Genomic DNA, 26,865 nt, shown 5'->3' on the forward strand with positions numbered 1-26,865 from the left:
TCCGCGACCGCGCCGCGACCGCGCCGCGCCCGCGCCGCGCGATGTCGTGCTGCTCTCGCCGGCGCTGGACCTGTCGTTCACGGATCCGCTCATCGCCCGCATCCAGCCGACCGACCCGTGGCTCGCGGTCGACGGCATGCGCGCCGCCGTGGAGTCGTGGCGCGGCGACCTGCCCGTGGAGGATCCGCGGGTGAGCCCGCTGCACGGATCGCTCGCGGGGCTCGGCCGCGTGACGGTGTTCTCGGGCACGCACGACATCCTCTTCGCCGACGCGCGCGCCTTCGAGCGGAAGGCGGCCGCCGTCGGGCACCCGGTGCGGATCCACGTGGAGCCGAACCTCCTGCACGTGTACGCGCTCATGCCGATCCCCGAGGGCGCCCGCGCGCGGGACGCGATGGTCGAGCTGCTCCTGTCCTGACGCGGCAGCGCGCGGATCGCGGCCGGATCGCCGGAGGAGAAGCGGCGTACGTTCGAGGAGCGGGCGACGAGGCCCGGTGCTCTCGGAGGGATCCCCATGACCAGGACACACAGGACGCTCGCCGTCATCGCGGCGGCGGCCACGGCCACGCTGCTCGCGGGATGCGGATCCGGCGGCTCCGGCGCGGCCGACACCTCCTTCACCACGGAGGCCACCGGCACCCTGAAGGCCTGGGCCTTCGACGGCGCCGACGACGTGGGCGAGGCCCGCCTCGCGCACGCGGCCGACGCGCTCTCGGACGTCACGATCGACCTCGACTCCACCGCGTTCGACGCGCAGAAGTTCACGACCCGCGTCGCGAGCGGCCAGACGCCCGACGTCGTGCAGATGGACCGCCAGTTCGTGGCGACCTACGCGGCGCAGGACCTCATCCTGCCGCTCGACCAGTGCTACTCCGCGCACGACGTGGATCCCGCGGATCGCTTCTACGAGTCCGTCACCAACGACATCCGGTACGACGACGCGATCTGGGCGGTGCCGCAGTTCTTCCAGCCCCCGGCGATCCTGCTCAACGAGCGCGTGCTCTCCGCGGCCGGCGTCTCGGGCGACCAGTTCGACACCTCCGAGCCCGACCAGCTGCTCGACGCCGTCGGGAAGGTCTACCGCGAGTCCGGCGGCGACCCCGCGGTGCTCGGCCTCGACGCCGTGCCCACCGCGCAGGCCGCCCTCTGGATGCTCGGCTTCGGCGGCCAGCTCGTCGACGCCGACGGGAAGCCCACGCTCGACGACGACGCCAACCTGCCCGGCCTCGAGTTCCTGAAGGAGCTATCTGACGCGCAGGGCGGCTACGCCAAGGGGAAGAGCTTCAGCGACGCGTTCGACACCTTCGGCGACGGCAACCAGTTCGTGAAGGATCAGGTCGGCGCGCAGATCGACGCCCAGTGGTACCTCAACGTGGTCGCGCCCTACCGCGACGACATCGACATCTCGGCCGTGCCCTTCCGTGACAGCGACGGCGAGCCGTTCGCCGTGGCCGGCGGATCCGCGTTCGTGATCCCCGCGGGCGCCGCGAACAAGGACGCCGCCTGCGCCTGGATGCTCGACCTCACCAGCCAGGAGTCGTGGGAGGCGGCGGGCGACGTGCGCGCCGCGACGGTGACGGAGAACGGCGGCATCAACACGGGCCTCTTCACGGGATCCCCGTCCGCCGACCAGGCCATCCGCGACGCCCACGTCGTCCCGAGCGGCGACGACGGCATCGACCAGGCCATCGCGACGTTCTACGACGTGGTGGCGGAAGGCCGCTCGATCGGCGGGTCGCCGGCCGGGCAGCAGATCCAGAGCGAGCTCCAGAACGCCGTGGCCTCGACGCTCCTCGGCGACAAGACGCCCGAGCAGGCGCTCGCCGACGCGCAGACCGCGGCCATGCGGGCCTACGAGCAGGCGGCGCGCTGATCCGCCGCTGACGTGCACACGGGGTGACCAGGGCGCCCGGCTACCGTGGTGGTCGGGCGCTTCCCGCGCTCCCGGACGAGGGATCAGTACCCGGAACGCGACAAGACTGGCCAGGAGAAGCAGCCATGTCGTGGATCGTCCTCATCGTGTCCGGGGTGCTCGAGGCCGTCTGGGCCACCGCCCTCGGGAAGTCCGCCGGGTTCACGAAGCTCGGGCCGTCGATCGTCTTCGGCGTCGCCGTCGTGCTGAGCATGGTCGGCCTCGCGTACGCGATGCGCGAGATCAGCACGGGCACCGCGTACGCCGTGTGGGTCGGCATCGGCGCGGCGCTCACCGTGACCTACGCGATCGTCACCGGATCCGAGCCCGCGAGCGTCGTCAAGGTCCTGCTGCTGCTCGGCCTCGTCGGCTGCGTCGTCGGCCTCAAGGTCGTCGACACCGGGAGCTGACCCGCGCATCGCGGGCCGGGCGGATCAGCCCTTGCGCCCCTGCGTCGCGATGCCCTCCACGAAGTAGCGCTGGCCGAACGCGAAGAGCACGAGCATCGGCAGGGTCACGAGGAGCGCCGCGACCATCACGAGCTGGTAGTCGCCCTGGCCGCCGTTCGTGGGGCTGAACGCGGTCATCGCGTAGGAGAGGCCGAGCGGCACCGTGAATCCCTCGACGCTGCCGGCGTTGAGATAGATCAGCGACGCCTGCAGGTTGTTCCAGCTGGCCTGGAACTCGAAGATGAAGATGATGACGAACGACGGGATCGACAGCGGCAGCGCGATCCGCCGGAACATCCCGAAGTAGCTCGCGCCGTCGAGCCGGGCCGCCTCGAACAGCTCCCGCGGCAGCCCGAGGAAGAACTGGCGCTGCAGGAAGATGTAGAAGGCCGAGCCGAACAGGTTCATGCCGAACAGCGGGACCCAGGTGCCGATGAGCCCGAGGTTCTTCCAGATGAGGAACTGCGGCACCATCGTCACGGCGCCCGGCAGCATCATCGTCGCGAGCACCAGGCCGAAGAGGATCCGGCGACCCGGGAACCGGAAGTACGCGAAGCCGAACGCCACGAGCGCGCTCGAGATGGACACGAGCGCGGCCGAGAGCAGCGCGATCGCGAGGCTGTTGCCCATCCAGCCGAGGAGCGGCAGCTGCTCCCACACCTCGACGTAGTTCTGGGGCGTGAAGGTGCGCGGCCAGAGGGAGTTGTCGAAGACCTCGCCGCGCGGCTTGAGGCTCGCGGCGAGCAGCCACGCGAACGGGTAGAGGAAGAGGAGCGCGAAGGCGACGAGCAGCGCGGTGATGAGGGCGCGGCCGATGCGGGACCGCACGCGGCGGACGCGGTTGGGGTCGCGGCGGCCGGGCGACGGGTCCCGCGACGGACGCGGCGTGAGGGCGGCGGCGAGGCGCGGATCCCCGGTGGCGGCCGCGGGCACGGCCTCGGGTGTCGGGGCGGCGCCCGGCGTGCGGTCGGTGACGGCCATCAGCGGTCCCCCTCGTAGTAGACGAACCGGTTGCTCAGCTTGACCTGCACGAGCGTGATGAGCAGCACGATCACGAACAGCAGCCACGCCATCGCGGCCGCGAAGCCGAAGTCGAACGACCGGAACGCCTGCTGGAACAGGTACACGCCGTAGAACAGCGACGAGTCGGGCGACGCGTTCGTCTGGTCCCGCCAGAACAGCAGGTAGGCCTGGTCGAAGACCTGCAGCGCGGCGATCGTGAGCACGACGACGTTGAAGAAGATCGCGCCGGAGATCATCGGCACGGTGATCGCGAAGAACTGCCGCACGGGGCCGGCGCCGTCGAGGGAGGAGACCTCGTAGAGCTCGCGCGGCACGTCCTTGAGGGCGGCGAGGAAGATCACCATGGTGCCGCTCACGCCCCACAGCGTCATGAGCACGATCGACGGCTTCACCCACGCGGGGTCGATGAGCCACTGCGGGCCGTCGATGCCGATCGCCTCGAGCCCCTTGTTCACCGCTCCCGTGTTGCCGTTGAGGAGCAGCAGGAAGACGCTCGCGGTGGCGACCGTCGGGGTCATCTTGGGCAGGTAGTAGAGGGTGCGGAAGATGCCGGCGCCGCGCCCGAGGCGCGCGAGGAGGATCGCGAGCAGGAGCGCGAGGCACACCTCGAACGGCACCGCCAGGATCGCGTAGAAGAGCGTGTTGCCGAGGCTCAGCGCGACGCGCGGATCCGTGAAGAGGCGCTCGTAGTTCTCCGTGCCGACCGGGGTGGCCACGTCGGTGGCGAGGTTGTAGTCGCTGAAGGACACCACGAGGCTGTAGACCATCGCGCCGAGCGTGAAGACGAGGAACCCGACGATCCACGGGCTGATGAACAGGTAGCCGGCGATCGCCTCGCGGCGGGCCATGCGGGAGCGGCGGGGACGGGGCGGCCGGTCGGCGGGGGCGCTGCGCGCGGGGCGGCTCGTCGTCGTCATGGGGGTCCTCGTCGACTGGTGGATCGGAGCGTCGTCGCTCCTCCTGCCGACCCTAGCCCGGCTCCTCCTCCGCGTCCGGGCCGTGCGCATGACGGACGCCCGCCCCCGCGAGGCGGGGACGGGCGTCCGGCGGTGCGGTGGTGCGGCGGCTAGTGCCGGCGGCGGCGCGCGCGGACCGCGATCACCGCGACGACGCCGGCCGCGAGGGCCGCGGCGCCGAGCCCGAGCTCGAGGGCGAGGCGCGCCCCGTCGCCACCGGTGCGGGGGAGGTGGCCGGCCGGGGGCGGCACGTCGCCGGGCGGGGTGGCGGACGTCGGCACGCCGGGGGTGGGCGTGGGCGACGGCGTGGGGGTGGATCCGCCGGTCGAGCCGCCGGTGCCGGCGCCTGTGCCTCCGCCGGTGGATCCGCCGTGCGGGGTGCGCGACGGCGCCGGCGTGGACGAGGGCACCGGCGTCGGGGTGACGACGGGCGTGCTGCCGGAGCCGATGGGCGACGTGGAGGTGCCGCAGGTGGAGGCGACGAACGCGTCGTCGTCGAGGGTGACGGCGCCGTTGCGGGCGAGCGCGCGGCCGTCGACCGTGGCGCCCGTGCCGACGGAGATGGAGGTGAGCGCGAGGATCGTGCCGGCGAAGCCCGAGTTCGTGCCCAGGGTGGCGGAGCTCGACACCTGCCAGAAGACGTTGCAGGCCTGGGCGCCGTTGACGAGCGACACGCGGCTGCTCGAGCCCGTGGTGAGCGTCGACGGCGCCTGGATGACGAAGACGGCCGACGGGTCGCCCTGTGCATCGAGCGTGACGGTGCCCGTGAGGCCGAGCGGCCCGCCCGCCGTGTAGACGCCGGGCGTGAGGGTGGATCCGACGAGGTCGGCGGGCACGGCGGCCGTGGTGGGGCGACCGGCCGCGTCGTCGTACGCGGTGGTGAGGTCGGACTGCGCCCGGCCGGCCGCGGCGTCCGCCGCGTGCGTGGCGCCGCCGACGACGCCGGGCGGGAAGCCCGAGACGGCCGCGTTCGGGCTGGTGCCGAGATCCGCCGCGAGCGTGCTGGGGCCGGTGTTGGTGACGCCTTGGCCGGCGAGCACCGAGTACGAGGCGGCGGTGCCGAGGCCCACGGTGGCGGTGGCGGCGAACGCGCTCGCGGGGGCGAGGAGGGCGGCGCCGAGGCCGCCGGTGGCGATGGCGGCGACGGCCAGCGAGGCGACGGCGAGGGACCCGGACCGGCTCCGACGGGATGAGGGCGTGCAGGCGTGGCGTGACTGGTGCATGGACAGCTCTCGTCGGAAGGGATTGCGGGTGGAACGGCGACCGTATCGAGGGGCGGTCACCACCCGGGCGCCGAGTGCACAGGCGGTTACGGTGTGGGGGTGACCCGCCTCGCCGACGAGATCCCCGCCCGCGACGAGCTGCTCGACCTCTACGGATCCGTCGGCTGGACCGTCTACACCGCGGACCCGGAGCGGCTCGAGCAGGCGCTCGCCGGATCCGCTCTCGTCGCCACCGCGCGCGACGCCGGAGGCCTGCTCGTCGGCCTGGTGCGCACCGTCGGCGACGGGGCGACGATCTGCTACGTGCAGGACCTCCTCGTCCGGCCCGACCTGCAGCGCGGCGGCGTCGGCCGCGCGCTCGTCGAGCACGTGCGCGCGAGCCAGCCGGCGGGCGTCCTCCTCGTGCTCACCACCGACGCGGGCGGCACCGAGGACGGCGAGCGCTCGCACCTCTTCTACCGCGCGCTCGGCTTCGCGCCGCACGGGGAGCAGGGGCTCGCGGCGTTCTCGCTGCGGGTGTGATGCCGGTCGCCCCGGTCAGCGGACCTGCGTGCGGGCGCGCTGCGGGTCCTCGATGAGGCGGATCGTGTCCGGGATGTCGAGGCGCCCCGGGAAGTCGAGGTGCGTGAAGCGGCCGTCGGGGTCGTAGGAGGCGGTGGGCGTGGCGATCCGCGAGCCGCGGACGGCCGCGATCAGCGCCTCGGCGCGCTCGGGCGTGATGGTCGTGGTCGGACCGATCGCGAGCACGACGCGGAAGCGCCCGCCGCCGGCGAGGTCGAGGCGAAGGGTCACGGGGTAGCGGAGGGGTCGTCGCCTGCGGGGCTTGTCGTAGCGCGACGGAGGCGTCTCGACCGCCAGCTCGACGAGCGCTCCCACCAGGTCGGTGAAGGGGCGCTCCTTCCCGCGGACGCGGAGCAGGCCGCGAGCCGCGTGGACGTCCAGCGCCGGAGTGAGCAGCGTGACGACGAGGAGGACGAGCGCCGCGGCGGCGGCGATGCCGACCAGGAGCGTGGCGATGACCGTGATCCACCCGCCGCCGATGCCCTCCTCGAGGCGCTCGCCGAGTGCGCCGAGCGGATTCGACCCGACGTAGACCACGACGAAGAACCAGACGCCGCCGATCAGCAGCCGCTGCCGGTACGTGGGCGCCGGGATCCGCACCCAGCCCTCGTCGGCCACGCGTCAGCTGCCGTCGGAGGGGCGGGCGGGCTCCGCGGGCTCAGCGGATCCGTCGCGCTCGGCCCCCGCGCGCGCCGCGTCGACGGCGGCGCGCTGCTCGGCCGCGCGGCGCGCGTCGCGCCGGATGACGAGCGCGTACGCGATCCCGCCCGGCAGCATCACCAGGGCGATGGCGATCACCGGGATCCCCTGGCGGCCGAAGAGAGCGTCCGGGTGGAGGACCGCGACCACGGTCGCGCCGAGCCCGAGGAGGATCGCGAAGGCGGCGATGACGTACTGGGAACGGGCGCTCTGCCGTGGGAAGCGGGGCGTCGTCCCGGCCTGGTGGACGTTGCGGGAGCCCGACCCGAGCCCCCGCTGCGCGAGCGCGGCGGTCGGGTCCGCGGTGCCGCTGCCGTCGACGAGCGCCGCCGCGTCGTCGAGGGTCAGGTGGCCCGGGAACTCGACGTGCGCGAACGTGCCGTGCGGGTCGTCCTTCGAGCGGGGCGGGGCTATGCGGGATCCGCGGATCGCAGCGAGGAGCGCGTCCCGCTGGTCGTCGGCGAGCCGCACGCCCTCCCGCGTGGAGACGACGACGCTGCAGCTCTCGCCGCCGGTCGTCGCGAGACGGAGGACCAGGGTGTCGTCGCCTTCCCCGCCGGTCAGCTCGATCCGGGCGCCGGTGATCTCCGGGAAGCCCCACTCCTTCCGCCCGATGCGGAGGACGCCGCGCGCGATGTCGACCGCGGGCGGCTGCGTGCGCTCGGCGACGATCAGGTACGCGATGCCGAGCACCGCGATGGCGATGGCGATGGGCAGGCCCACCCGGATGAGCGGCGACGGGCCGACGGCCTCGTCGACGATGCGCGTGAGCCCACCGACGGGCGGCCAGAGGAAGAGGGAGCCGATCGCGAGCGAGGCGAGGGTCAGGAGGAGTCGCTGCCGGGTGCCCGGGGACGGGATGCGCACCCACGTCCCCTCAGCCATGCTCCGACCCTACGGGCGCGGATCCGCGTCGCCGGCCCGATCGGCGCCCGCCCGCGCCCCCAGAACGAGGCGCGCCGGACGCCGGATCACGGTGCCGCCGGCTCGTCCCACCCGTCCTGCGGGGTGTCGCAGGTCCCGCGGAACACGTACTGCGACGGGCGCTTGCGCTCGCGGCTCGACCAGTCGATGGCGGGGCGGCGGGCTTCCGGCGGCAGGTAGCCCAGGCGGTACACGGCCATGAGCTCGAGCTCCGGCGGCACGCGCAGCAGCTCCTCCACCCGGGTCCACTGCTCCCGGATCTCCATCGGGAACGAGATGAACTGGATCCCCATGCCGATGGCGCCGGTCGTCAGCCACACGTTCTCCATCGCGGCGCCCATCGAGAACGTCGAGTAGAAGGACGCGAGCGACTCGGGGCGCTCCTCGGCGCGGTCGAGCATCACGCCGATGAGCAGCGGGCTGCCCGCGACGAGCTTGCGGTTCTCCCGGCCGAGCGTCTGCGGGACCCGCAGCGAGTTCATGAGCCGCTGGCCCCGCTTCGTGAACGCCTGCTTCGTGAAGGGGCGCAGCGGCGCGGGCAGCTTGTCGAACAGCATGCCGTCGCGGCGCGCGTCCATCTCCTCCTGCGAGAAGCGGAAGTAGTGCTTGTAGCGCTCGAAGAACGTGCCGTTCGACATCGTCTCGGTCATGCTCGCGCCGCTGATCTCGGCGATCCGCTCGATCGTGTCCCGCTCCTCGACGAGCACGAACCGCCACGGCTGGCTGTTGAGCTGCGAGGGCGCGCAGCCGGCCACCTCCATGAGGAGGCGCTGGTGCTCCTCGCTCACGGGATCCGGCAGGAAGGCGCCGTTGGTGGTCCTCCGGGCGCGCAGGACGTCGAGGAAGTCGATGGGTCAACTCCAGGTGGCGAGGATGCCCCGGACGTACCAGGGGGCGGCGGTCAGGGCGACGGCGGGGTGCCGGCGGGTGCGGGTGCCGACGCGGGGGAGCGCGGCGAGCGGGATCAGGGCGGGGGCGAGCGCGCGGGCGGCGCGGCGGGCGGCGGGGCGCGCGGCGGATCCGGCCCAGGGCGGCGACGCGAGCGCGACCGCGGTGAGCGCGCTCGTCAGCACGTACGCGCGCTGGTGGAGCCGGAGCTCGGGGCGGGGCGGCAGGATCCGGGTGGCCGCCGCGATCCCGATGGCGCAGTTCACGAGGTACGCGGCGCTCGCCGCGGCGAACGCGGCGCGGACCACGGGCGTCGCGGTGCGGGTCCGGCTCTCGGTCATCCCCTTCGACGCTAGTCCGACGACGCACGGGTCGGTCGGGCCGCGACCGGCGCGCGCCGCCGCCGCCGGGATCCGGGTTGGATGGACCCATGCACCGACCCCCGGCGGCTCCCGCGCGCCTGCTCCTCACCCGCCATGCGCAGACGCCGTGGAACCGGGAGTACCGCTACAACTCGCGCACCGACGTGGACGTGGGGGACGACGCGGCCGAGCAGCTCGCGCCCCTCGCGGCGCGGCTCCGGGGCGAGGGTGTGGAGCGGATCCTCGTGAGCACGCTCGCGCGCGCCCGCAGCACCGCGCGGATCCTGCAGGAGCAGGGCGTCGCGCCGGGCGTCGTGCCGGAGCCGCGCGCGGAGCTGGTGGAGCTCGACTTCGGCGGCTTCGAGGGGATCACGCGCGACGAGCTGCGCGGGCCCGTGCACGGCGCGGCGTTCGCGGCCTGGCTGACGGGCGAGGACGGCGCGCCCGCGGCACCCGGCGGCGGCGAGAGCTGGGCGGCGGCGGCGGCGCGGGCGCGCGCGGTGCTCGACGACGTGGCGGCGGATCCGCGCACCACCCTCGTGGTCGCCCACGGCTACCTGCTGCGCGTGCTCTACCTCACGGCGCTCGGCCGCTCGCCCGCGCTCACGCGGTCGCTGGTGTGGGCGAACGGGCAGCTCATCGAGCTGGAGCGCGACGGATCCGGGTGGCGCGAGCGCGGTGCGGGAGCGGCCGGCTAGTGCTCGTCGCCGACGGGATCCCCGCTCTCCGCCGGGTAGCGGAGCTCGAACACGACCTCGTCGATCACGCCCGTCCAGACCATGTCGTCGCCGCGGCGCGCGAGCGGGCCGTCGGTGAGGTCGATGGCGTCCGCGAGGCCGAGCCCCGCGATCCACGACTCGATGACCTCGCGCCGCACCTCGGGCGCGTACGCGTCGGCGTCGCCCGAGAAGTGCACGCCCTCCCACGGGCCGCCGAGCTGCCACGCGAGCGGCGGCAGGCCGCGGATGGCGCCCTCGGTGTTCCAGGCCAGGCCGACGGAGGTCTCGATCGCCAGCCGCGTGATGCGGCGCTCGGTCGGGAGGTGCTCGGGTGCGGTCGACACGGTGTCTCCTCGTGCGGCCGGTGCGGCCGTGCTCGTGCGTGGGGTCAGCCGCACCGTAACGGGGAGCAGACGACCTCGCCAGTCGGATGCGCCGCGCGGACATGCGACGGGACGCCGGATGGCCCATCGTATTTCCTCGGGCCATGGATGAGAGGATGATCGCGGCGGAGGCAGGGGATCCGGGCGGGGGACCGCGCGGGACCGGCACCGCCCGTCGGCCGCATCGGGGGATGACGGCACAGATGCACCGCACCATCCGAGGGGGAGACATGGCGCTCACGACCGCCACCGCACGACGCGAGGACGACGTCACCGTCGTCACCGCAGCAGGGATGCTCAACATGGCCGCGGCCCCCGAGCTCCGGCAGGCGATCCACGACGCGCTGGATCCGGCGCCCGCGCGCATCGTCGTCGACCTCGCCGGCGTCGACTTCATCGACTCCTCCGGCCTCGGCGCCCTCATCGCGGGCCTCCGCGCCGCGCGCGACGCCGGCGGCGACCTCCGCATCTCGGCGCCGGGCCCGCAGGTCGCGATGGTGCTGCAGCTCTCCAACCTCGACCGGGTGCTGATCTCCACCCCGACGGCCGAGGCGGCCTACCGTGACTGAGACCACCCGCAGCCTCACGCTCCAGTCCCCGCCCGACGACGTCGACGCCGTCCACGAGCTCGTCGCCGGCCTCTGGGACGACCGCCCCGACGTGGGCGCGCTCGACCGCATGGCGTTCGAGACCGCGCTCATCGAGCTGGCCTCCAACGTGATCGAGCACGCGGACGACGGCCAGGGCGTCACGTGCGTGGTGAGCGTCACCGTCGACGACGGCGTGATGAGCGCGCGGCTGCGCGACGGATCCGAGCCGGGGGACTTCCGCCTCACCACGCGCGAGATGCCGGGCGCCGACGCCGAGTCGGGCCGCGGCCTCGCGATGGTGCAGATGCTCTGCGACGAGCTGACCTACGAGCGGGTCGGCGGCGAGAACGTGTGGAGCGTCCGCCGGACCCGGATCGAGCCCGAGGCGTCCTGATGGTCTCGCCCGCGCGCGCGCCACGGCTCGCCGCGCTCTCGCTGCCCGCGTGGGTCGGCCGCGCGGCCTGGATCCCCGAGTCCGCCGCCCGGTCCGGATCCGCAGGCACGTCCGGCCCCACCCCCGCGCTCAAGCAGCTGCCGATGCTGGTGCTCTTCGCGCTCGCGGTGCTCACCAGCGCGGCCGTGCCCACGATCGGGATCACGGCGCCGCGCGCGCTCCTCGTGTCCTGCGCGATCCTCGGGGTCGGCACCCTGCTCGCCGTCGTCGTCACCCTGCGCCACGACCTCGCGCGCTTCGCCGTCGTCGTGCCCGCCCTCGACTTCCTCGCCGTCGGCCTGCTGCGGATCGGGACGGGCGAGAGCGCGTCCGTCTTCGGATCCCTGGTGATCCTCCCGGTCGTCTGGTTCAGCCTCAACCCGAGCCGCTGGAACGTGCTCGTCGCGTTCGTCGGGGTCTACGTGAGCCTCGGCCTGCCGCTCCTGCTCCGGCTCGGCGCGCAGAACGCGAACGAGCTGTGGCGTGGGTTCTTCAGCGCCCTCGCCTTCGCGGTCGCGGCGCTCGTGGTCAACGAGCTGTCGCGCCGCACGCGGGTCAGCCTCGAGGAGTCGCGCGACCGGGAGCGGGTGAGCGAGGAGGAGCTGACCCGGGCGTCCGTCGTGCAGCGCGCGCTCCTGCCGAAGACGAGCGTGCCGCTCGCCGGGTACCAGGTCGCGGGCGCGTGCCTGCCGTCCAAGGCCGTGGGCGGCGACTTCTTCGACTGGTACCCGGTGAAGGAGGGCCTTGCGTTCACGCTCGGCGACGTGATGGGCAAGGGCGTCGGCGCCGGGATCATCGCGGCCACCGCGCGTGCCGTCGTGCGCAGCGCCAAGAACGTGCCGGATCCCGTCGCCGCCATCGAGCGCACCGCCGACTGCTTCACCGCGGAGATGAGCGCGGCGGCCTCCTTCGCCACCGTGTTCCACGCCCGCGTGCGCGCCGAGGACAACACCGTCCTCTACGCCGACGCGGGCCACGGCCTGTCCGCGCTGGTGCGCGCGGACGGCACGCACGAGCGGCTGGAGTCCACGGACCTGCCCGTCGGCGTGCCGGGGGCGGCCGGCTGGCGGTCGCACGAGGTCGCGCTCGGCCCCGGCGACCTCATCGTCACCTTCAGCGACGGCGTGCTCGACCTCTACGACGGCACCCTCCGCGCGGTCGACCGGGTGGCCGAGCTCGCGCGCGCGTCCGCGTCGGCGGACGAGCTGGTGCGGCGGATCACGGCGCTCGCCGCTGGTCAGGCGAACCCGGACGACGTGACCGTGGTGGTGCTGCGCCGCGAGGCCTGAGCGCGTCCGCGCGGGGAGGCCTCCTGATCCGGGGAGGGCTCCGAACACCCCGGCATACACTCGACGAAGGCGCCGCGGTCCGGGGGGATCGTGCGGCGGGCGGATCTCCGTCCGACGCGACCGGCGCCCGATCCACCAGGGGGAGCTCATGGCCATGCCGGACACCGTCGCGCGCTCGGGCGGCTCGGATCCCGCGGGTCGCGCCAGCCGCGACGCCTCCTCCCTGCACGGCGTCGACGAGGAGGCGCGGCTCCGGGCCGTGCACGACCTGCGGCTCGTCGGATCCACCGCGGAGGAGCGCTTCGACCGAGTGACCCGCGTCGCGCGCGAGGTCTTCGGCGTGCCCGTGGCCGAGATCAACCTGGTGGGCGACGCCGAGCAGTTCACGAAGTCGCCGCAGCCCGCGGGCGTCTCGCTGCTGTCGGACCGCACGCAGTCGTTCTGCGACGTCGCCATCCAGAGCACGGAGATCCTCGTGGTGCCGGACGCGACCGCGGACGCGCGCTTCGCCGAGCGCACCACGGTCACCGGGCCCCGCCACATCCGCTTCTACGCCGGCCGCCCGCTCCTCTCCGGCGGCCAGACCGTCGGCACGCTCTGCCTCGTCGACACCGAGCCGCGCGACCTCGCGCCCGCGCAGGAGAAGCTGCTCGACGAGATGGGCGCGTGGGTCGAGCGCGAGCTCCGCGACAGCCGGGAGGAGGAGATCGCGGGCGACATCCAGCGCCGGCTCCTGCCCGTCGACCGGCCGCTCTGGCCCGACTTCGACCTCGCCGGCATCAGCCGCCCGGCCCGCGGCGTGGGCGGCGACTTCTACTCCTGGGGCGAGGACCCCGACGGGTTGCACGTGACCATCGCCGACGTGATGGGCAAGGGCGCGGGCGCGGCGATCCTCGCGTCGGCCGTGCGCTCGGGCTTCCAGGCGCACCGGGGGCCGGACGCCGCGCGCACCGTGACCGCGGTGCAGGCGCAGCTCCAGGGCGACCTCGACGCGACCGAGACGTTCGCGACGTTCCTGCACTGCCGCGTCGACGGATCCACCGGCCGCCTCTCCTACGCCGACGGCGGCCACGGCCTCACGGTGCTGATCCGCGCTGGCGGCGCCCACGAGATGCTGCCGACGCTCGGCCTGCCGCTGGGCGTCGTGCCGGGTGCCGAGTGGTCCGCGGGATCCGCCGCGCTGCGCCCCGGCGACCGGCTCCTCGCCTTCACCGACGGCGCGCTCGACCTCTTCGACGGATCCCTCGACTCGGTCGCCCCGCTCGTCGACCTGGTGCGCACGGCCGCGGACGCCGCCGAGACCGTGGGCCGCATCGCGGACGCGGCGGCCGCGGCTGCCGCGCGCGGCACGGTCGGCGACGACGTGTCGGCGGTGTGCGTGCGCTACGCGGGCGGTGCCGCGGCCTGAACCGACCGCGGCCCGGCCGTCAGGAGCCCGTCGCCCCCAGCGCCTGCAGGCTCGGGTGGTCGCGCAGCGCGTCGAGGCCCTGCGTGCCGAGCACCGTGAGCACGGCGGCGATGGGGGCGTCGACGCCGCGGAGGCGCAGCGGCTCCACGTCCGGGAACTGGCAGACGAGCGCCCACTTCGTCACCTCGGGGTAGACGGCCGTCATGCCCGCGTACCAGAACGCGAGCGACCGGCCCCCGACCTGGCAGAGGAGGCGGCGGTCGGAGATCACGAGCCGCACGGGCTGCAGCTCGCGCCACTGCTCGGCGGCCTGCGCCTCGGCCGCGCTCCGCCGGGACGCGTTGCCGATGGCCGCGATGGCCATCCCGCCGAGCACGAACGCGGGGCTGCCGACGAGGAAGCCGCCGGATCGCGTGTACGTCACGTCCTGCCCGTAGTACCGCTCGTAGTCCGCCTGCACGTCGTAGAGGAACACCTCGCCGGGCTCGGCGACGACGTCCCAGACGGGGAAGCCGGGTGGGCGCTCCCCGCGCAGCAGCGACGCGCGGAGGCGGCACGCCTCGGCCCAGCCCGCGGCGCTCCGGGCCGCCAGGTCCTGGGCGGCGGCGGCCTCGCGGGCCGGTCGGGCGAGCTCGTGCCGGGCGCCGCGGATCATGCCCGCGAGCACGCGCGCGCCGCGGATCAGGGTGCGCACCGCGGCGACGCAGAGGAGCAGGAGCACGAGCCCGGGGATGAGCGTCGCGGGTCGCGTGAGCACCGACGGGTCCGCGATCGCGGCGAGGAGCCCGAGGAGGCCCATCCCGAGCACGAGCAGCGCCGGCCAGCAGAGCAGCAGGCGGAACCAGCCGGGAACCTCGCGTCTCACGAGGCCGCTCCGGTCGGATCCGGCTCCGGCCGCGGCGCGCACGGCAGCGGCTCCCCGGACTCGGTGGTGGCGGAGGTGCGCGCGAAGGGGCCGGTCGGGCCCATGAGGACGGCGAGGTGGTAGTCCGCGTGATCCCGCCACCAGACGCTCATGCCGGTCGCGCCCTCGAGGCGCAGGGCCTCCCAGGCGAGGTGCAGCGCCTCGAGCCGCGCGACGGCCTCGGGGTGGCGCCACCACTCGGGATCCCACCGGCTCTCGCCGCGCGGGCTGACCTCGCGGCGGTAGACGGGCGCGAGGAACCCGCGCACGAACGCGTCGACGTCGGGGAAGACCTGCACGGCGGCGGATGCGGCGGCCGCGGGCGCGTCGCCCCAGCCGAACGCGTCCGTCACGACGCGGGCCCCGATGCGGGTGCGGTTGCCGGCGCCGGGCGGGAGACCGCGCGGGCGTCGGCGGCCGCGAGCGAGGCGCGGATCACGGCGGCCTCGGGTCCGTCCATCCACGGCACGGTCGCGATCATCGAGGCGCGCACGCCCGACGCGAGCAGCACCGCGCGGCCGCGGGGCAGCTCGGCGAGCTCGGAGGTGTCGAGGATCCGGCGCCGGTCGTTCTGCACGCTCGTCGACCGGACGCCGCGCGTCATCGAGCTGGAGACCGTCTCGTGGTCGTAGTCGCCGATGAGCTCGGACAGCTCCCGCAGCCACTCCGCCTCCTTCACGCCGCCGAGGTACACGACCTCGTTCGCGGCGCTGAAGAGCTTGCGCATGCCCTCGCGGCCGAACACGTCGACGCCCTGCGCGTACGACTGGAAGATCGACAGCACCGGGATCCCGCGCGACCCGAGGTGCGAGTACAGGTCGGGCAGCTCCTTCCACCGGCACACGTTCGCGGCCTCGTCGAGCACGCACACGAGCGGCGTGGTCAGGCGGCCGCCCGGCTGCGTGCGGGCGAGGCGCTCGGCGGCCTCGACGATCGCGACCGTGAGCGCCGTGACGAGGGGGGCGGCCGTGCCCTCGCCCTCGACCGACAGCGAGTACAGGGTGTCGGTGGAGCGGACGAAGGCGTCGGGGTCGAGGCGGGGGCGGGGATCCGCGGCCGCGTCGCCGCCGGCCGGCGTGATCCACCGGTTGATGCGGCTCCTGCGCACGCACGACGCCATCTTCCGGGCGGTCGCGTACACGCCGTCGCGCTGGCGGGGCGACGTGCGCGACGCGCTCTCGACGTCGTCCGCGATGAGCGGGTAGCCGCCGCGGCGGAGGATCGCCACCATCTCGCGCTCGTCCGGATCCGTGAGCCAGCCGAGCACGTCCGTGATGGGCCGGCGGTCGACCGCCGCCGCGAGGAGCAGACCCGTGAGCAGGTCCTTGCCGGCCGCGTCGAAGAAGGCGTCGCCGCGGTCGTCGGCCTCCCGGGATCCGGCGGCGAAGTGCCCGGCGAGCTTGGCGGCGGAGGTGTCGTCGGTGACGGAGGAGAGCGGATCCCACCACCACGTCGGCTCCTCGTCGACGACCTGCTGCGGGTCGAACACCCACGCGGTGCCGACGCCGGCGCGCAGGTCGCGGGTGGCGCGCACGACGTCGGGCTTGTTCGACGTGGTGACGAGCGCGCCGGGCGCCGCGAGGATCGCCGGCACGACGAGCGAGGTGGTCTTGCCGACGCGCGGCCCGGCGATGCCGACGACCACGTCCTCCCACGAGGCGTAGAGCATGCCGCCGGAGCGGAGGTCACGGCCGAGCGGCAGCCCGGGTCGCCCGGGCACGCCGAGACGCGCGGCCTTCGCGAGCGACGTGCGCTCGCGCAGCTCGTCGAGGTCGGACACGGAGGCGAGGTAGCGCGCGCTGCGGTCCACGCGCGTGCGGCCGCGGCCGAGCCGGCGGAGGGCGCGCGCGACGGCGACCACGAGCGCCGTGAGCACCGCGGCGACGGCGACGGCGAGCGCGACGGCGAGCGGGGTCCACGCGACCTCGCCCTTCTTCAGCGCGATGGCGACGGCGAGCGGATCCCCGGGCAGCGCGGCCCCCGCCCCCGTGAGCGCGTGCGCCGCGGCGAGCCCCGCCCAGGCGGACGCGAGCAGCCCGGCGGCGATGCCGATCGCCCACGTCGCGATGATGGTGCCCGGGTTCGCGCGCCCCGGCTCGGCCCGGCGGTTGGTGCGGTCGGAGCTCATGCGGCGCCGGCCTCGACGGTCTCGCGCTCGGCCTCGAACCCGTCGGCGGACCCGCTCCCGGCCGGCTCCGGAGGCCGCCCCGTCGCCTCGTCCGGCTCCGGGAACGACTCGGTCGCGTGCCACGCCTTGTTGGTGTCGTTGATGTGCCGCTCCTCCTCCGTGAGCTCCACGTGCACGGGGATCCCGGGGTGCCCGCCGACCTTGATGAGGAACCGCCCGCGGCCCGGCGGCTCCTGGTCGGGCGACCAGCCGGGCGGGTTCTGCCACGACATGACGAGGTCCTGCTCCGAGCGCGACAGGGCGACGGCCTGCGTGAGCATCGACATCTCCGCGCGCGGCAGGCCGCCCGCGACCACCATGCCGGCGCGCTCGACGAAGCCGCGCGCCTTCATCCGGTCCTGCTCGTCGGCGAGCGCGAGGAGGTCGGACATGGTGTGCGTGATCATCGCGAGCCCCACGCCGCGCTGCCGGTTGAGGCGCGTGAGCGAGTCGATGCGGTCGACGATGCCCTTGCCCACGCGGAGCGCGCGCCACAGCTCGTCCATCACGATCAGGTAGTGCCGCCGCGGCTGCAGGCCCGCGTCGGCCAGGGCGGTCGCCACGTTCACGGTGCCGAAGCCCTGCGACCAGCAGGCGAGGAGCACGGCGGCCTGGAGGTCGGTGTCCGACTCGTCGATGGAGGAGACGTCGTAGACCACGGGCCGGTCGTGCCGCATGGCCACGTCGGTCTGCTGCGCGAAGTTCTCGCCGAGCCGGCCGCCCCGCGTGAGGCTGATGAGGCTGGCCTCGAGCCCGCGGGTGATCTCCTGGTAGCGCCCGAGGTCGCCCCGGTCGACGGCCACGTCGCGCACGGCGGGGTGGGCGTCCTGGATCACGCGGAGCAGATCCGCGAGCACGGGCACGCCGGGGAACTCGTCGTCGAGCACGCGCAGGGCCGCGTCGATGATCGACTCCTCCACGTCGTCGGGCGCCTGCTTGCGGAGGATGGTGAGCAGCGACGAGACCATCGTGTTGCGGCGCCCGTGCGCGTCGGCGATGAGGCGCTGCCGCTCCTGCTCGAAGCCCGCGGCGCGCAGCTGCTCGGCGGCCTCGATCGCGCCGCCCGGATCCAGCACGTTGAGGTGCCCGCGGCCGCGCCCGAGCGTGATGACCTGGCCGTCGAGCGCGTGCACCATGTCGACGTAGTCGGGCTTGAGGTCGCCGAGCACGAGCGGCAGGTAGCCCATGCCGTCGCCGCCCACGCACATGCGGCGGATGAGCGTCGACTTGCCGAGGCCGGGGAGGCCGAGGGCGAAGATCGACGGGTTCGAGATGATCCCGGACTGGAACCAGGAGATCGGGTCAGCGCACACGGTCGCGCCCGTGTCGAGGTGCAGGCCGAGCGGCACGCCGCTGATGGGGCTGCTGGATCCGACCGCGTACGGCCACAGCCCGCACACCTGCACGGTGGTGCCGCGCCATTCGGGCGCGGGCTGCACGAGCACGGTCTCGCCGCGGGCGCGGCCGAGCCAACCGCGCGGGGAGGGGCGGCGGTGGGAGCGGGCGGCGGTGCGGAGGGCGCGGCGCTCCGCCCGGGTCGGCCGCGGCGCCTCGGGGCGGGCCTCGGCCTCCGACGCCGCGCGGGCGGCCTCGGCAGCGAGCTTCCGGGTGCGGCGGGTGGCGACCTTGCGGGATCCCTGGTCAAGCGCGGGCACGGGCGCTCCTCTCGTGGCGGGCGGCGGTCGCCGGGCGGGCGGCGGCGCGGCGGATCACAGCTGGTCCCGGATGTCGTGCGGGATCGCCAGGTGCCGCGGCAGCACCAGGCCGAGCGGCAGGCCGGCGGCGAACGCGGAGTCCTGCGAGCCGTGCACCACGCGGAGGCGGATGCGGGCCTGCGCGGAGAGGCTGTCCACCGCGGCGCGCGCGTCCTCGATGGTGGCCGGATCCTGCACGGTGGCGGTCACGACCATCCCGAAGTTGACGAGCCCGGCGCCGCCCGACTCCTCCGACTCGTTCGCGAACGCGGCGATGACGTCCTTGCGCGACCTTCCGGTGGGGTTCTTGGTCGACCCGACGAGGAACTCGGCGTCGCGCTTGTCGGCCTCGACGATGGCGGCGGCGCGCGCCGGGTCGATGGGCCGGTAGAGCATCGTCACGCGCTTGCGGGCGATGTGCCGGTGCGGCGCGAGCAGGCGGGACAGGATCGACTCGCCCACGTTGCCGCGCGGCGCCTGCGACATCATCCACGACACCGAGAGCGCCGAGTCGTGCCGGTACGAGTCCCACGCGGCCTGGTGCGCGGTGGGCCCGACCTCGGGCCAGTACAGCTCGGTGGCCTGGCCGGCGGAGTTGGCTTGGTCGATGAGGATCGCCGCGGCCGGGTCGTACGCGATCCGCACCACCTCGCACAGGTCCTGCGCCGTGAGCGGCCGGGCGGCTCCCGCGCCGGTGGAGGAGAGGCCCGAGGTGAGGCCGGGCAGCCGGTAGGCGAGCTCGCGGCCGACCTCCTCGGGGCTGCGGCGGGCGGCGCCGGTGCGCGTGGCGCCCGCGAAGGTGATGGCGACGTACGCCTTGATGGTCGCGGCGCCCGCCGGGTAGGTGGCCACGATCTTCCGCAGCACGCTCTTGGAGAAGTCGGATCCACGGTCGTCGATGCGGCCGAGCACCTCGGAGGCGAGCCGCGTCCCGGTGTCCGGCGCGGTCTCGAGCGTGACGGACGCGGCCACGAGGCCGGGCTCGTCCGCGAGCGCCTCGAGCCAGGAGCCCCACTCGGCCACCCAGATGTCGACCTGCTCCTGGTCGACGAGCGCGGATCCGTCGGGCTCGGCCCCGAGCACCACCGTGAAGTCGTTGGTCGACGGCACCTCGATGAGCGCGAAGGGGCGGCCGTAGGAGTCCTTCCACTCGGTGAGGCGGGATCCCGCGGCGAGGCCCGGCAGCTGCGCCGTGCCCCACTCCGCGAAGCCCAGCGGCCCCGAGCGGTAGAGGTGCGCGCCGCGGTTGCGGGCGAACAGCCAGCCCGCGCGGTTCATGATCCGGATCATCCCCGACTCCCCGTGCTTGTCCTTGACCGCGACCGCCGCGAGCACGCCGGCGAACACCGCCGCCGTGATCACCCCGGCGACGAGTCCCTTGTTGGTGGCGACGATGATGACCATCACGGCCCCGGCGAACCCGAACATCGTCGGGAACATGCCGAGCCCGCCGACGCCGCGGGTGCGCGGCTTCCGCCAGTTGCCGTACGTGCGCGCGGTGGCGCGTCCCTCGATGGCGCTCATGGATCCGTGTCCCTACCTGGCCCCCGAGGGGCCCTCTCCCGCGGCGTCCTCGACGGCGCCCTTGGTGGCGTGCGCGGCCTTCTTCGCGCCCTCGGCGAGCTTCGCGACGCCGAGCGCGGCGAGCCCGACGGGACCCGCGACGGCTGCTCCCGCGGCGGCGGCTCCGCCGGCTGCGCCACCCGCTGCTGCACCACTCGCGCCGGCGCCGGCCTTGGCTCCGGCGGCCGCGCCCTTGGCGGCGGTGCCGCTGCGTGCGCCGGCGCTCGCGTTGGCGGCGCCCGAGGGTCCGCCGCCCGCGCCGCCGCCTCCACCGCTGTTCGACCGGCTCGCCATGGATCCCGCCTGCTTGATCGCCCCGGACGCGGCCTCGCCGGCCCCGCCCATCACGGCGCCCGCGACGGCTGCGCCCGACACCCCGCCGGCCGGCGCGACCATCGGCGCGATGAAGCGCATGAGCGCGGGCAGCGCGATCAGCGCGATGAGCATGAGCGCGACCCCGGTGAGCACGGCCCAGATTCCCTGCCCGTCCTTCGCGAACAGGTCGGTGCCGATCAGGCGGAACGCGGCGGCGTAGACCAGTGCGGCGGCCGGCTTGTAGAGGATGAACGCGGTCAGCCATCCGAGCGACTTGCGGAACCACTGGTTCCCCGTCGGCGTGTTCGTGAAGCTCGCGGTGAGCGGCAGTATCCCGGCGAGGAGGACGAGCATCGCCGACCGGACGATCATCATGGCGATCTGCACGTACGAGATGAGGATCGCGATGAGGGCGAGGATCAGGACGCCGATCGTCCCCAAGGGCGACTGCGCGGTGAGCTGCATCATGAGCGCGATGTTGCTGCCGAAGCAGTTGCCGCCGACGTCCGCCACATCGCACTTGGTCGCCGCGTTCAGGACGCCGACCGCGAAGGCATCACCGAGTCGGACGGCGAGCTGGATCACCGTGAGCCCGATCGTGGAGACCATCACGAGGGTGACCAGGGACCGGACCAGCTCGCGCACCGGCTCCGCCCGCTGCGTCCACGCCAGCCGGATGCCCGCGAGGATCACCGACCCGACCGCCATCGCGAGGACGACGAACCAGGTGGAGTTCTGCAAGAACCCCACGGCCGTGGTGGATCCGTCCGGAGCCGTCTTCGGAATGACCCAGGCGACCAGCGACGACGCGCTGGTGATGAGGAAGACGCCGCCGAGCACCAGCCCGAGCCGCCCGAGGGCGTCCATGCCCGTCTCCGAGGATCGGGCGCGCATGTAGAGGATCGCGAACCCGATGATCGAGAGGACTGCCACGACGAGCCCGATCCACGCGACGTACCCGAGCAGGGTGTCGAAGTCGCCCGTGACGGTCGAGTTCGGCTCGTAGCCGACGGTCGAGCCCTCGCCCTTCGTGAACTGCGGCCCCGGTATATAGACCCACATGGTGCCGAGGGATGCGACGACCTTGCCGAAGGTCTCGAGCGCGGCGTCCATCAGCTGTTCGAGCGTGTTCTTCGCGCCTTGCTCGATCGCGTTGGCCACGATCTCCGAGGTGGAACATCCGATGTCGCCGAAGCTGCAGCCCACTTCACGCCCCGGCCCACGGGATGTATCCGCCGAGGCTCTGGAGCTGCGACGAGTCGAGGGGGAGAGTGCCGTCATCCGCGAGCTCGAACTTCCAGTCCCCGTCGACCCACTTCAGAATCATCGGCATGCTCACGAGGGCGTTCCCTTGGCTGGTGACAGCGGCGGCGACGTCGACGGTCGTCTCCGACGGAGAGTAGGACTCGATCTTGAAGCCGGAGATCTGGAGGCGGACGCTCGACGACGAGGAGGCCCCTGCCTTGGCCGCGGCCGCGTCCTTGCCCGGCCCCGGAGCCACCAGTTCGGCGATATGGCTCTTCAGGCGTCCGTCGGTGGCCTGCCCGAGGTAGTTGGCGACCGCGTACAGGGCGCCCGTCGCCGTGTGCGCGTAGCAGGAGCGGATGCCGTTCGAGCCCGTGATCCCCGGGCCGGCGCCCTGCGGGTCATCCGGGACCGCGACCGTCCCGACGAGCTTCCACGTCGTCTTCGGAGCGGTGTCGAGCGAGCTCGTCTCCTCGTATCCCGGGAGGCCGCACACGGACGCGGCGCCCTCCGGCAGCGCGGACGCGCTCGGCGAGGCGGGAGTCTCCGGCTCGGCGGCCGCCGCGTCGCTCGTCGGCGCCGCGGCAGGCGTCCCGCCGCCCGAGAACGCCCCCGTCGCCGCCGCGATGCCGCCGCCCACGAGGACGAGGGCGAGGAACGCCGCGATGGCGATCCAGAGCGGGCGCTTGTGGAAGGGCGTGGCGGGGGTGCTCATGAGGATCCTCTCGGGGGAGCGGGCGGCGCGGGCAGGCGGGCAGGGGAGTCGGAGGTCGCGCTACGCGATCACGAAGCTCACGAGCGACGCGGCGCCCAGCCCGAGGAAGAGGCCGAAGCCGATCTTGATGAGGCGCTCCTGGATCTCGCCACCCTCGTGCCGGTTGTTGCGGAAGAGCATCGCGCCGGTCGCGATGAGGGAGAGCACCGCGAGGGGCAGGAGCACCCACTTGGCGATGCCGATGATGCGGCTGAACTTGTCGGTCCAGTCGCTGGGGGCGTTCGCCTCGCCGTCCGGCACGTCGATGGCGACGGCGTCGAGGGCGTGGTGGAGGTGCGCGGATGCCTGGTGGACGGCGTCGAGCGCGAGGAGCGTGGGGGACATGCGGGGGACCTCTCGTGGAAGGGAAGGGGCAGGGCTAGCGGGGTGATGCGGTGAGCCGCAGGTCGGCGAGGAGCCGCTGGTGCTCGCGGCCCATGTCGGCGGGATCCGCGGGGCCGAGGCGCCACGCGTCGATCCACGGCAGGGTCCACGAGCGCGGGTAGCCGCCGGAGACCAGCTGCTCGAGCTGCCGCAGCTCCTTGGGGCGACGGCCGGGCGCATCCGCCACGAGCACGAGGCCGACCAGCTCGACGAGGCCCGCGACCTGGCCGGACGCCCACTCGCGGGCGACCCGCTGCGCCGCGAGGAGGCCGGAGTGGTCGGTGCGGGCGACGACGACCACACGGGAGGCGGGGGATCCGGCGGCAGGGGCGGGCCAGGCGTGGCCGGCGGCGCGGGATCCGGGAGCGAGGCGCGCGAGCGTCGTCTCGCCCGCGCCGCCGTGGGCGCCGACCCACCAGAGACCGGCAGGCTCGTCCACGCGACGGACGGGCAGGCGATCGGCCGCCGCGGGGGCGGGGACGGTGGTCGGCTGGGGTGCGCGGGGTCCGCGGAGGCGCTCGCGGCGGGTGAGAGGAGGGGCGTCGGACGCGGGTGCGTCGACGACGGCGGGCGCGCCGACCACCCACGGATTGCCGCTGTCGTCCATGCCCTGCCCATCCCACCCGAAGGGTCTCGTGCTCGCCTCACGCGTGATCCACCGGGCGGGGGATGTCGACAGGACGTTGCACGGTGATGCTGTCAAAGTGCTTGCGCAGACGCAAGTGCTTGATCCTGCTCGCATTTTCCGTGAGACTGTCCCGCCGACGTCGATCCTGGCGGGCACCGCCGCTCGCGCGGGCCGCCTCTCCACACGGGCCGCCGGCATCTCCCTCCGCACGACCCGCACGACGCCCCCTCACCGAGAGCCGCAGATGACCGACGCCCCGACCGTGCCCGCCTTCCCCCGCATCGACGCCACCATCACGCCCACGGCCGACGGGCTCGCCACCGGGGTGCTCACCGTCAACGGCGTCGCGACGCCGTTCGCGGAGGCGGCGGAGGACGACATCCGCCGCGGCGTCGTGATGAGCGTGCGCGGCATAGCCGAGCAGATGCAGCGGGCGGTGCGCCTCACGACGCGCGACCGCTTCGGATCCCAGGCGCTCGCCGTGGGGCCGGACGGCACGGTCGAGGCGCTCAGCGAGCTCGACCGCACGGACGCGATCGCGGAGCCCGCGGTCGTGCCTCCGAACGCGGCCTCCCATGCGGGCGCCGCGGCGCCCCTCGCCCCCGCGGCGCCGGTGGCCGCCGTCCCCGCCGTGGCGCCAACGGTCGGCGCCCCCGCGCCGACCGTCCCCGCGGCGGTCGCGCCCGCCCCGGCCGCCGTCGCGGATCCGCCGCTCACCCGCCGCGCCGCCCGCCAGTCCTTCCTCACGCGCGAGGAGGTGGAGGAGCCGGCGACGCAGGGCATGCGCGGCACACTGACGCGGCTCGGGATCCGCATGTCGCCGTCCGAGGACGAGCGTCGCGAGCGCGAGTGGACCCGCCTCGTCAGCCAGCACTGGCCCGGCCCCCGCACCGTCGCGGTCGTCAACGGCAAGGGCGGGGTCGGCAAGACCATGTCCACCATCTGCCTGTCGTCCGTCTTCGCGCGGCACGGCGGAGCGGGCGTCCTCGCCTGGGACAACAACCAGACGCGCGGCACGCTCGGCTGGAGCACGGAGCAGGGGCCGCACGACGCGAGCATCCTCGACCTCCTGCCGCAGGTCGACCGGCTGCTCGGCACGGGCGCGCAGTCCGCCGACCTCGCGCACTTCGTGCACCACCAGACCCGCGACCGCTACGACGTGCTCCGCTCGAAGCCCGAGGTGCTCGCCACCCAGCAGCGCTTCGACGACACCACGGTCGACCTCATCCACGCGGTCGCCGCCAAGTTCTACCGGCTCGTGCTCATCGACTCGGGCAACGACGAGACCGACCCGATGTGGCTGCGCGCCATCGAGAGGGCGGACCAGATCGTGGTGCCGACCATCGGCGAGGCCAAGGCGGCGGAGTCGGCGGCCCTCCTCATCGAGGGTCTCGCCGAGCGCGGCGGGCACTTCGCCGATCTCGCGGAGCGCGCGGTCGTGGTGGTCAGCGCGCACAAGCACGATCTCGCTCCCGCCGAGCTAGCCAAGATCTCCGACGGCTTCGCGCCCCTCGCCCGCGACGTGGTCACGGTGCCGTACGACCCGGCGCTCGGCGCGGACGTCCTCAACTACGGCGCGCTCCGGGCGTCCACGCAGCGGGCCTGGCTCCGCGCGGGGGCGGCCGTGGCGCGAGGCCTCTGATGCGTGCGGGCGTCGCGCGCGGGGCGGGCGCCGTCGCGCTCGCCGCCGCCCTCGCCCTCGGGGCCGCCGGATGCGCGAGCGTCACCGTGCACGACGACGGGAGCCCGGTGGATCCGGCCCCCTCGTCCGGCGCCGTGACGGCGGACGGCACGAGCGGCGGCGCCGGGGGCTCCGGCACCTCCTCCCCGGGCGCGACGGACGACGGTGCCGCCGCGGAGCCCGAGCCGGTGGCGGACGCGGCCTCGCAGGCGGCGGCGCTCGCGGCGGCAGACGAGGTCATGCGCACGTACGCGCAGCCGGGGATCACCGAGGCCGAGTGGGAGCAGCAGATGACGCCGCTCCTGTCGCAGCAGGGCGCGGTGGCGTTCGTCCCCACGATCCCCTCGAAGCTCACGGCCCACGCGGTCACCGGCACCGGCACGGTCATGCCGGCGCCCACCGCGTACGCGCTCATCGTGCGCGTGCCCACGGACGACGGCGACTACGACGTCGCCCTCATCCGCTCGTCGACCACGGCTCCGTGGCTGGCGGACGAGATCCAGGCCGTCCGCGACAAGTGAACGGCGGCGGCAAGGGGGTCCTGATCCTCATCGGCACGCCCGCGGCGCTGATGGGGATGATCGTCTTCCTGGTGCTGTTCGGCTTCGGCGGCGACGGCGCGTCCGCCTGCACGACGCAGGGCGCGGCGTCCTCGTCGACCGGGCCGCGCACGCCCGTCGGCGGCTACTCGGGCGACCAGCTCGACAACGCCGCCGCGATCATGGACGCCGCCGCCGGGCTCGGCCTCTCCCGGCAGGCGCAGGTGCTCGGCGTCATGGCGGCGATGGGCGAGTCGTCGCTGCGCGCCATCGACTACGGGGACGACGCGGTGAACCCCGACGGCTCCATCGCCGACTCGATCGGCCTCTTCCAGCAGCAGTCGTCGTGGGGCTCGGTGCAGGAGCGGATGGATCCGACCTCGAGCGCGAAGCTGTTCCTCGCCCGCCTGCAGACCGTGAAGGGGTGGGAGTCGCTCGAGCCGACCCTCGCGATCCACGAGGTGCAGATCAACAAGGACCCGTACCACTACCGGAGGTTCCAGCAGCCGGCCGAGGACGTGGTCGCGCAGCTGTCGGGCGCCGCGGCCGCAGCTCCGGCGGCGACCCCCGTCGCGTCCGGCACGCCGGATCCCTCGGCCACGCCCGTGCCGACCGCGCCCTCCGGCGGGTGCTCCGCCGGCGGCACCGTGCTCCCGCTGAAGGCGCCGTTCGACCAGACCTCCGGGTACGGGCCGCGCGAGAGCCCGACCGCGGGCGCCTCCTCCTGGCACCCGGCGAACGACTACCAGACGCGGGAGACCGGGACGTCCTCCGGGCGGAGCGGCTACTCGTGCGGCTCGCCCGTGCTCGCCGCGCAGGCCGGCAGCGTGACGACGGCGGGCGGCTACACGGTGTCGATCCGGTCGGCGGCGGGCTACACGATCAGCTACCTGCACATGTACGAGCCGGACATGGAGGTCCGCGTCGGCGACGCCGTGACCCCCGGCCAGGAGATCGGGAAGGTGGGCTCGAACGGCCCGTCGACGGGGTGCCACCTCGACATCCGCATCGACGTCGCCGGATCCACCGACGCCCGTGTCGCCGCACTGCCGCAGTCGCAGACGCAGGGGGCGCCGGTGAGCGGCTACGTGGATCCGGAGACGTTCTTCGCCGCGTTCGGCGTGACGCTGTGCGGCGGGGAGTGCCGGCATGCGTCCGCCTGAGGCCGGCGG

General features: G+C 74.3%; 29 protein-coding genes and 1 riboswitch. Of the genes, 12 read left to right on the top strand and 17 right to left on the bottom strand.

Translation table 11 applies throughout. The features are described 5' to 3' along the window. Positions 1–46: 46 nt before the first annotated feature. The 3 genes from B5P21_RS17500 (at position 47) to B5P21_RS02570 (ending at position 2,322) form a co-directional block, all read left to right on the top strand. Positions 47–418 (top strand): alpha/beta hydrolase fold domain-containing protein, encoded by a 372-nt coding sequence (locus B5P21_RS17500; RefSeq protein WP_249039360.1) that lies wholly within the window; start codon positions 47–49, stop codon positions 416–418. Between the two features lie 96 nt (positions 419–514). Continuing rightward, on the top strand, positions 515–1,873 hold the full coding sequence (locus tag B5P21_RS02565) for an ABC transporter substrate-binding protein (protein WP_045529811.1): 1,359 nt from the start codon (positions 515–517) through the stop codon (positions 1,871–1,873). A 51-nt stretch (positions 1,874–1,924) separates the two neighbouring features. Continuing rightward, positions 1,925–1,988, top strand: a riboswitch (guanidine-III (ykkC-III) riboswitch). Between the two features lie 10 nt (positions 1,989–1,998). After that, entirely contained in the window at positions 1,999–2,322 is a 324-nt protein-coding gene (locus tag B5P21_RS02570) for a DMT family transporter (RefSeq protein WP_045529809.1), read from the top strand. Positions 2,323–2,346: 24 nt separating this feature from the next. Here B5P21_RS02570 and B5P21_RS02575 read toward each other — a convergent pair whose 3' ends face one another. From B5P21_RS02575 to B5P21_RS02585, 3 genes are all read right to left on the bottom strand, one after another. Continuing rightward, positions 2,347–3,342 carry an ABC transporter permease subunit gene (locus B5P21_RS02575; protein ID WP_045529808.1) on the bottom strand — a complete coding sequence of 332 codons (996 nt, stop codon included), beginning with the start codon at positions 3,340–3,342 and terminating at the stop codon, positions 2,347–2,349. After that, the gene (locus B5P21_RS02580; RefSeq protein ID WP_094170726.1) at positions 3,342–4,301 is read right to left on the bottom strand and encodes a carbohydrate ABC transporter permease; all 960 of its coding nucleotides are present in this window, start codon (positions 4,299–4,301) and stop codon (positions 3,342–3,344) included. The genes B5P21_RS02575 and B5P21_RS02580 overlap by 1 nt, the downstream gene beginning before the upstream one ends. Positions 4,302–4,450: 149 nt before the next feature. Continuing rightward, positions 4,451–5,563 carry an ice-binding family protein gene (locus B5P21_RS02585; RefSeq protein WP_094170727.1) on the bottom strand — a complete coding sequence of 371 codons (1,113 nt, stop codon included), beginning with the start codon at positions 5,561–5,563 and terminating at the stop codon, positions 4,451–4,453. A gap of 99 nt (positions 5,564–5,662) precedes the next feature. Here B5P21_RS02585 and B5P21_RS02590 point away from each other — a divergent pair, with 99 nt between their 5' ends. Continuing rightward, entirely contained in the window at positions 5,663–6,085 is a 423-nt protein-coding gene (locus B5P21_RS02590) for a GNAT family N-acetyltransferase (RefSeq protein WP_045529802.1), read from the top strand. Between the two features lie 15 nt (positions 6,086–6,100). Here the strand turns inward: B5P21_RS02590 and B5P21_RS02595 are convergent, their stop codons facing one another. From B5P21_RS02595 to B5P21_RS02610, 4 genes are all read right to left on the bottom strand, one after another. Beyond that, entirely contained in the window at positions 6,101–6,742 is a 642-nt protein-coding gene (locus B5P21_RS02595; protein WP_106408791.1) for a hypothetical protein, read from the bottom strand. A 3-nt stretch (positions 6,743–6,745) separates the two neighbouring features. Continuing rightward, complete coding sequence (locus B5P21_RS02600) at positions 6,746–7,708, bottom strand: hypothetical protein (protein ID WP_094170728.1); 963 nt, start codon at positions 7,706–7,708, stop codon at positions 6,746–6,748. An 86-nt stretch (positions 7,709–7,794) separates the two neighbouring features. Continuing rightward, entirely contained in the window at positions 7,795–8,598 is an 804-nt protein-coding gene (locus B5P21_RS02605; RefSeq protein WP_045529798.1) for a nitroreductase family protein, read from the bottom strand. 3 nt (positions 8,599–8,601) lie between these two features. Beyond that, a complete protein-coding gene (locus B5P21_RS02610) occupies positions 8,602–8,976 on the bottom strand; it encodes a hypothetical protein (RefSeq protein WP_094170729.1) in 375 nt (124 codons plus the stop codon). Between the two features lie 89 nt (positions 8,977–9,065). Between B5P21_RS02610 and B5P21_RS02615 the strand changes: the two genes are divergently transcribed. Further along, positions 9,066–9,695, top strand: a complete 630-nt coding sequence (locus B5P21_RS02615) for a histidine phosphatase family protein (protein WP_045529794.1) — start codon at positions 9,066–9,068, stop codon at positions 9,693–9,695. Here the strand turns inward: B5P21_RS02615 and B5P21_RS02620 are convergent. Next, on the bottom strand, positions 9,692–10,060 hold the full coding sequence (locus B5P21_RS02620) for a hypothetical protein (protein WP_094170730.1): 369 nt from the start codon (positions 10,058–10,060) through the stop codon (positions 9,692–9,694). The genes B5P21_RS02615 and B5P21_RS02620 overlap by 4 nt on opposite strands. 269 nt (positions 10,061–10,329) lie before the next feature. Between B5P21_RS02620 and B5P21_RS02625 the strand changes: the two genes are divergently transcribed. The 4 genes from B5P21_RS02625 (at position 10,330) to B5P21_RS02640 (ending at position 13,819) form a co-directional block, all read left to right on the top strand. Further along, positions 10,330–10,668, top strand: coding sequence for an STAS domain-containing protein (locus B5P21_RS02625; RefSeq protein WP_045529790.1), 339 nt, complete (start codon positions 10,330–10,332; stop codon positions 10,666–10,668). After that, positions 10,661–11,083 (top strand): ATP-binding protein, encoded by a 423-nt coding sequence (locus B5P21_RS02630; RefSeq protein WP_043584032.1) that lies wholly within the window; start codon positions 10,661–10,663, stop codon positions 11,081–11,083. The genes B5P21_RS02625 and B5P21_RS02630 overlap by 8 nt, the downstream gene beginning before the upstream one ends. Further along, complete coding sequence (locus tag B5P21_RS02635; protein ID WP_045529786.1) at positions 11,083–12,411, top strand: PP2C family protein-serine/threonine phosphatase; 1,329 nt, start codon at positions 11,083–11,085, stop codon at positions 12,409–12,411. Before B5P21_RS02630 ends, B5P21_RS02635 begins: the two co-directional genes overlap by 1 nt. Before the next feature lie 148 nt (positions 12,412–12,559). Further along, positions 12,560–13,819: a PP2C family protein-serine/threonine phosphatase gene (locus B5P21_RS02640; protein ID WP_094170731.1), complete on the top strand. Its 1,260-nt coding sequence runs from the start codon at positions 12,560–12,562 to the stop codon at positions 13,817–13,819. A 19-nt stretch (positions 13,820–13,838) separates the two neighbouring features. Here the strand turns inward: B5P21_RS02640 and B5P21_RS02645 are convergent, their stop codons facing one another. The 9 genes from B5P21_RS02645 to B5P21_RS02685 are packed head-to-tail and all read right to left on the bottom strand — an operon-like array spanning position 13,839 to position 23,452. Then, the gene (locus B5P21_RS02645) at positions 13,839–14,684 is read right to left on the bottom strand and encodes a hypothetical protein (protein WP_094171381.1); all 846 of its coding nucleotides are present in this window, start codon (positions 14,682–14,684) and stop codon (positions 13,839–13,841) included. Further along, positions 14,681–15,076, bottom strand: coding sequence for a DUF4913 domain-containing protein (locus B5P21_RS02650; RefSeq protein ID WP_045530604.1), 396 nt, complete (start codon positions 15,074–15,076; stop codon positions 14,681–14,683). The genes B5P21_RS02645 and B5P21_RS02650 overlap by 4 nt, the downstream gene beginning before the upstream one ends. Then, complete coding sequence (locus B5P21_RS02655) at positions 15,073–16,851, bottom strand: type IV secretory system conjugative DNA transfer family protein (RefSeq protein ID WP_094170732.1); 1,779 nt, start codon at positions 16,849–16,851, stop codon at positions 15,073–15,075. The genes B5P21_RS02650 and B5P21_RS02655 overlap by 4 nt, the downstream gene beginning before the upstream one ends. Beyond that, positions 16,848–18,545: a P-loop NTPase family protein gene (locus tag B5P21_RS02660; protein ID WP_045529782.1), complete on the bottom strand. Its 1,698-nt coding sequence runs from the start codon at positions 18,543–18,545 to the stop codon at positions 16,848–16,850. Before B5P21_RS02660 ends, B5P21_RS02655 begins: the two co-directional genes overlap by 4 nt. 54 nt (positions 18,546–18,599) lie before the next feature. Next, complete coding sequence (locus B5P21_RS02665) at positions 18,600–20,108, bottom strand: SCO6880 family protein (RefSeq protein ID WP_094170733.1); 1,509 nt, start codon at positions 20,106–20,108, stop codon at positions 18,600–18,602. A gap of 12 nt (positions 20,109–20,120) precedes the next feature. Next, positions 20,121–21,623: a TrbL/VirB6 family protein gene (locus tag B5P21_RS17505; RefSeq protein ID WP_269082416.1), complete on the bottom strand. Its 1,503-nt coding sequence runs from the start codon at positions 21,621–21,623 to the stop codon at positions 20,121–20,123. 46 nt (positions 21,624–21,669) lie between these two features. Then, positions 21,670–22,422: a DUF8175 domain-containg protein gene (locus tag B5P21_RS02675; protein WP_045529778.1), complete on the bottom strand. Its 753-nt coding sequence runs from the start codon at positions 22,420–22,422 to the stop codon at positions 21,670–21,672. Positions 22,423–22,482: 60 nt separating this feature from the next. Next, on the bottom strand, positions 22,483–22,806 hold the full coding sequence (locus tag B5P21_RS02680; protein WP_045529776.1) for a hypothetical protein: 324 nt from the start codon (positions 22,804–22,806) through the stop codon (positions 22,483–22,485). 34 nt (positions 22,807–22,840) lie between these two features. After that, positions 22,841–23,452, bottom strand: a complete 612-nt coding sequence (locus B5P21_RS02685) for a DUF6668 family protein (RefSeq protein WP_094170734.1) — start codon at positions 23,450–23,452, stop codon at positions 22,841–22,843. Between the two features lie 265 nt (positions 23,453–23,717). Here B5P21_RS02685 and B5P21_RS02690 point away from each other — a divergent pair, with 265 nt between their 5' ends. The 3 genes from B5P21_RS02690 to B5P21_RS02700 are packed head-to-tail and all read left to right on the top strand — an operon-like array spanning position 23,718 to position 26,856. Further along, a complete protein-coding gene (locus B5P21_RS02690) occupies positions 23,718–25,115 on the top strand; it encodes a MinD/ParA family ATP-binding protein (RefSeq protein WP_045529773.1) in 1,398 nt (465 codons plus the stop codon). After that, entirely contained in the window at positions 25,115–25,675 is a 561-nt protein-coding gene (locus B5P21_RS02695) for a hypothetical protein (RefSeq protein ID WP_094170735.1), read from the top strand. Before B5P21_RS02690 ends, B5P21_RS02695 begins: the two co-directional genes overlap by 1 nt. Further along, positions 25,672–26,856, top strand: coding sequence for a M23 family metallopeptidase (locus B5P21_RS02700; protein WP_045529769.1), 1,185 nt, complete (start codon positions 25,672–25,674; stop codon positions 26,854–26,856). The genes B5P21_RS02695 and B5P21_RS02700 overlap by 4 nt, the downstream gene beginning before the upstream one ends. Positions 26,857–26,865 lie beyond the last annotated feature (9 nt).

Origin of the sequence: Clavibacter michiganensis subsp. insidiosus, from assembly GCF_002240565.1 — a bacterium.
Classification (GTDB): Bacteria; Actinomycetota; Actinomycetes; order Actinomycetales; family Microbacteriaceae; genus Clavibacter; species Clavibacter insidiosus.

Excerpts from the sequence above, each read along its gene's own strand:
- B5P21_RS02565 (WP_045529811.1), top strand. The coding sequence starts at position 515 with ATGACCAGGACACACAGGACGCTCGCCGTCATCGCGGCGGCGGCCACG.
- B5P21_RS02570 (WP_045529809.1), top strand. The coding sequence starts at position 1,999 with ATGTCGTGGATCGTCCTCATCGTGTCCGGGGTGCTCGAGGCCGTCTGG.
- B5P21_RS02575 (WP_045529808.1), bottom strand. The coding sequence starts at position 3,342 with ATGGCCGTCACCGACCGCACGCCGGGCGCCGCCCCGACACCCGAGGCC.
- B5P21_RS02580 (WP_094170726.1), bottom strand. The coding sequence starts at position 4,301 with ATGACGACGACGAGCCGCCCCGCGCGCAGCGCCCCCGCCGACCGGCCG.
- B5P21_RS02585 (WP_094170727.1), bottom strand. The coding sequence starts at position 5,563 with ATGCACCAGTCACGCCACGCCTGCACGCCCTCATCCCGTCGGAGCCGG.
- B5P21_RS02600 (WP_094170728.1), bottom strand. The coding sequence starts at position 7,708 with ATGGCTGAGGGGACGTGGGTGCGCATCCCGTCCCCGGGCACCCGGCAG.
- B5P21_RS02610 (WP_094170729.1), bottom strand. The coding sequence starts at position 8,976 with ATGACCGAGAGCCGGACCCGCACCGCGACGCCCGTGGTCCGCGCCGCG.
- B5P21_RS02615 (WP_045529794.1), top strand. The coding sequence starts at position 9,066 with ATGCACCGACCCCCGGCGGCTCCCGCGCGCCTGCTCCTCACCCGCCAT.
- B5P21_RS02625 (WP_045529790.1), top strand. The coding sequence starts at position 10,330 with ATGGCGCTCACGACCGCCACCGCACGACGCGAGGACGACGTCACCGTC.
- B5P21_RS02635 (WP_045529786.1), top strand. The coding sequence starts at position 11,083 with ATGGTCTCGCCCGCGCGCGCGCCACGGCTCGCCGCGCTCTCGCTGCCC.
- B5P21_RS02640 (WP_094170731.1), top strand. The coding sequence starts at position 12,560 with ATGGCCATGCCGGACACCGTCGCGCGCTCGGGCGGCTCGGATCCCGCG.
- B5P21_RS02655 (WP_094170732.1), bottom strand. The coding sequence starts at position 16,851 with ATGAGCTCCGACCGCACCAACCGCCGGGCCGAGCCGGGGCGCGCGAAC.
- B5P21_RS02665 (WP_094170733.1), bottom strand. The coding sequence starts at position 20,108 with ATGAGCGCCATCGAGGGACGCGCCACCGCGCGCACGTACGGCAACTGG.
- B5P21_RS02675 (WP_045529778.1), bottom strand. The coding sequence starts at position 22,422 with ATGAGCACCCCCGCCACGCCCTTCCACAAGCGCCCGCTCTGGATCGCC.
- B5P21_RS02680 (WP_045529776.1), bottom strand. The coding sequence starts at position 22,806 with ATGTCCCCCACGCTCCTCGCGCTCGACGCCGTCCACCAGGCATCCGCG.
- B5P21_RS02685 (WP_094170734.1), bottom strand. The coding sequence starts at position 23,452 with ATGGACGACAGCGGCAATCCGTGGGTGGTCGGCGCGCCCGCCGTCGTC.
- B5P21_RS02690 (WP_045529773.1), top strand. The coding sequence starts at position 23,718 with ATGACCGACGCCCCGACCGTGCCCGCCTTCCCCCGCATCGACGCCACC.
- B5P21_RS02695 (WP_094170735.1), top strand. The coding sequence starts at position 25,115 with ATGCGTGCGGGCGTCGCGCGCGGGGCGGGCGCCGTCGCGCTCGCCGCC.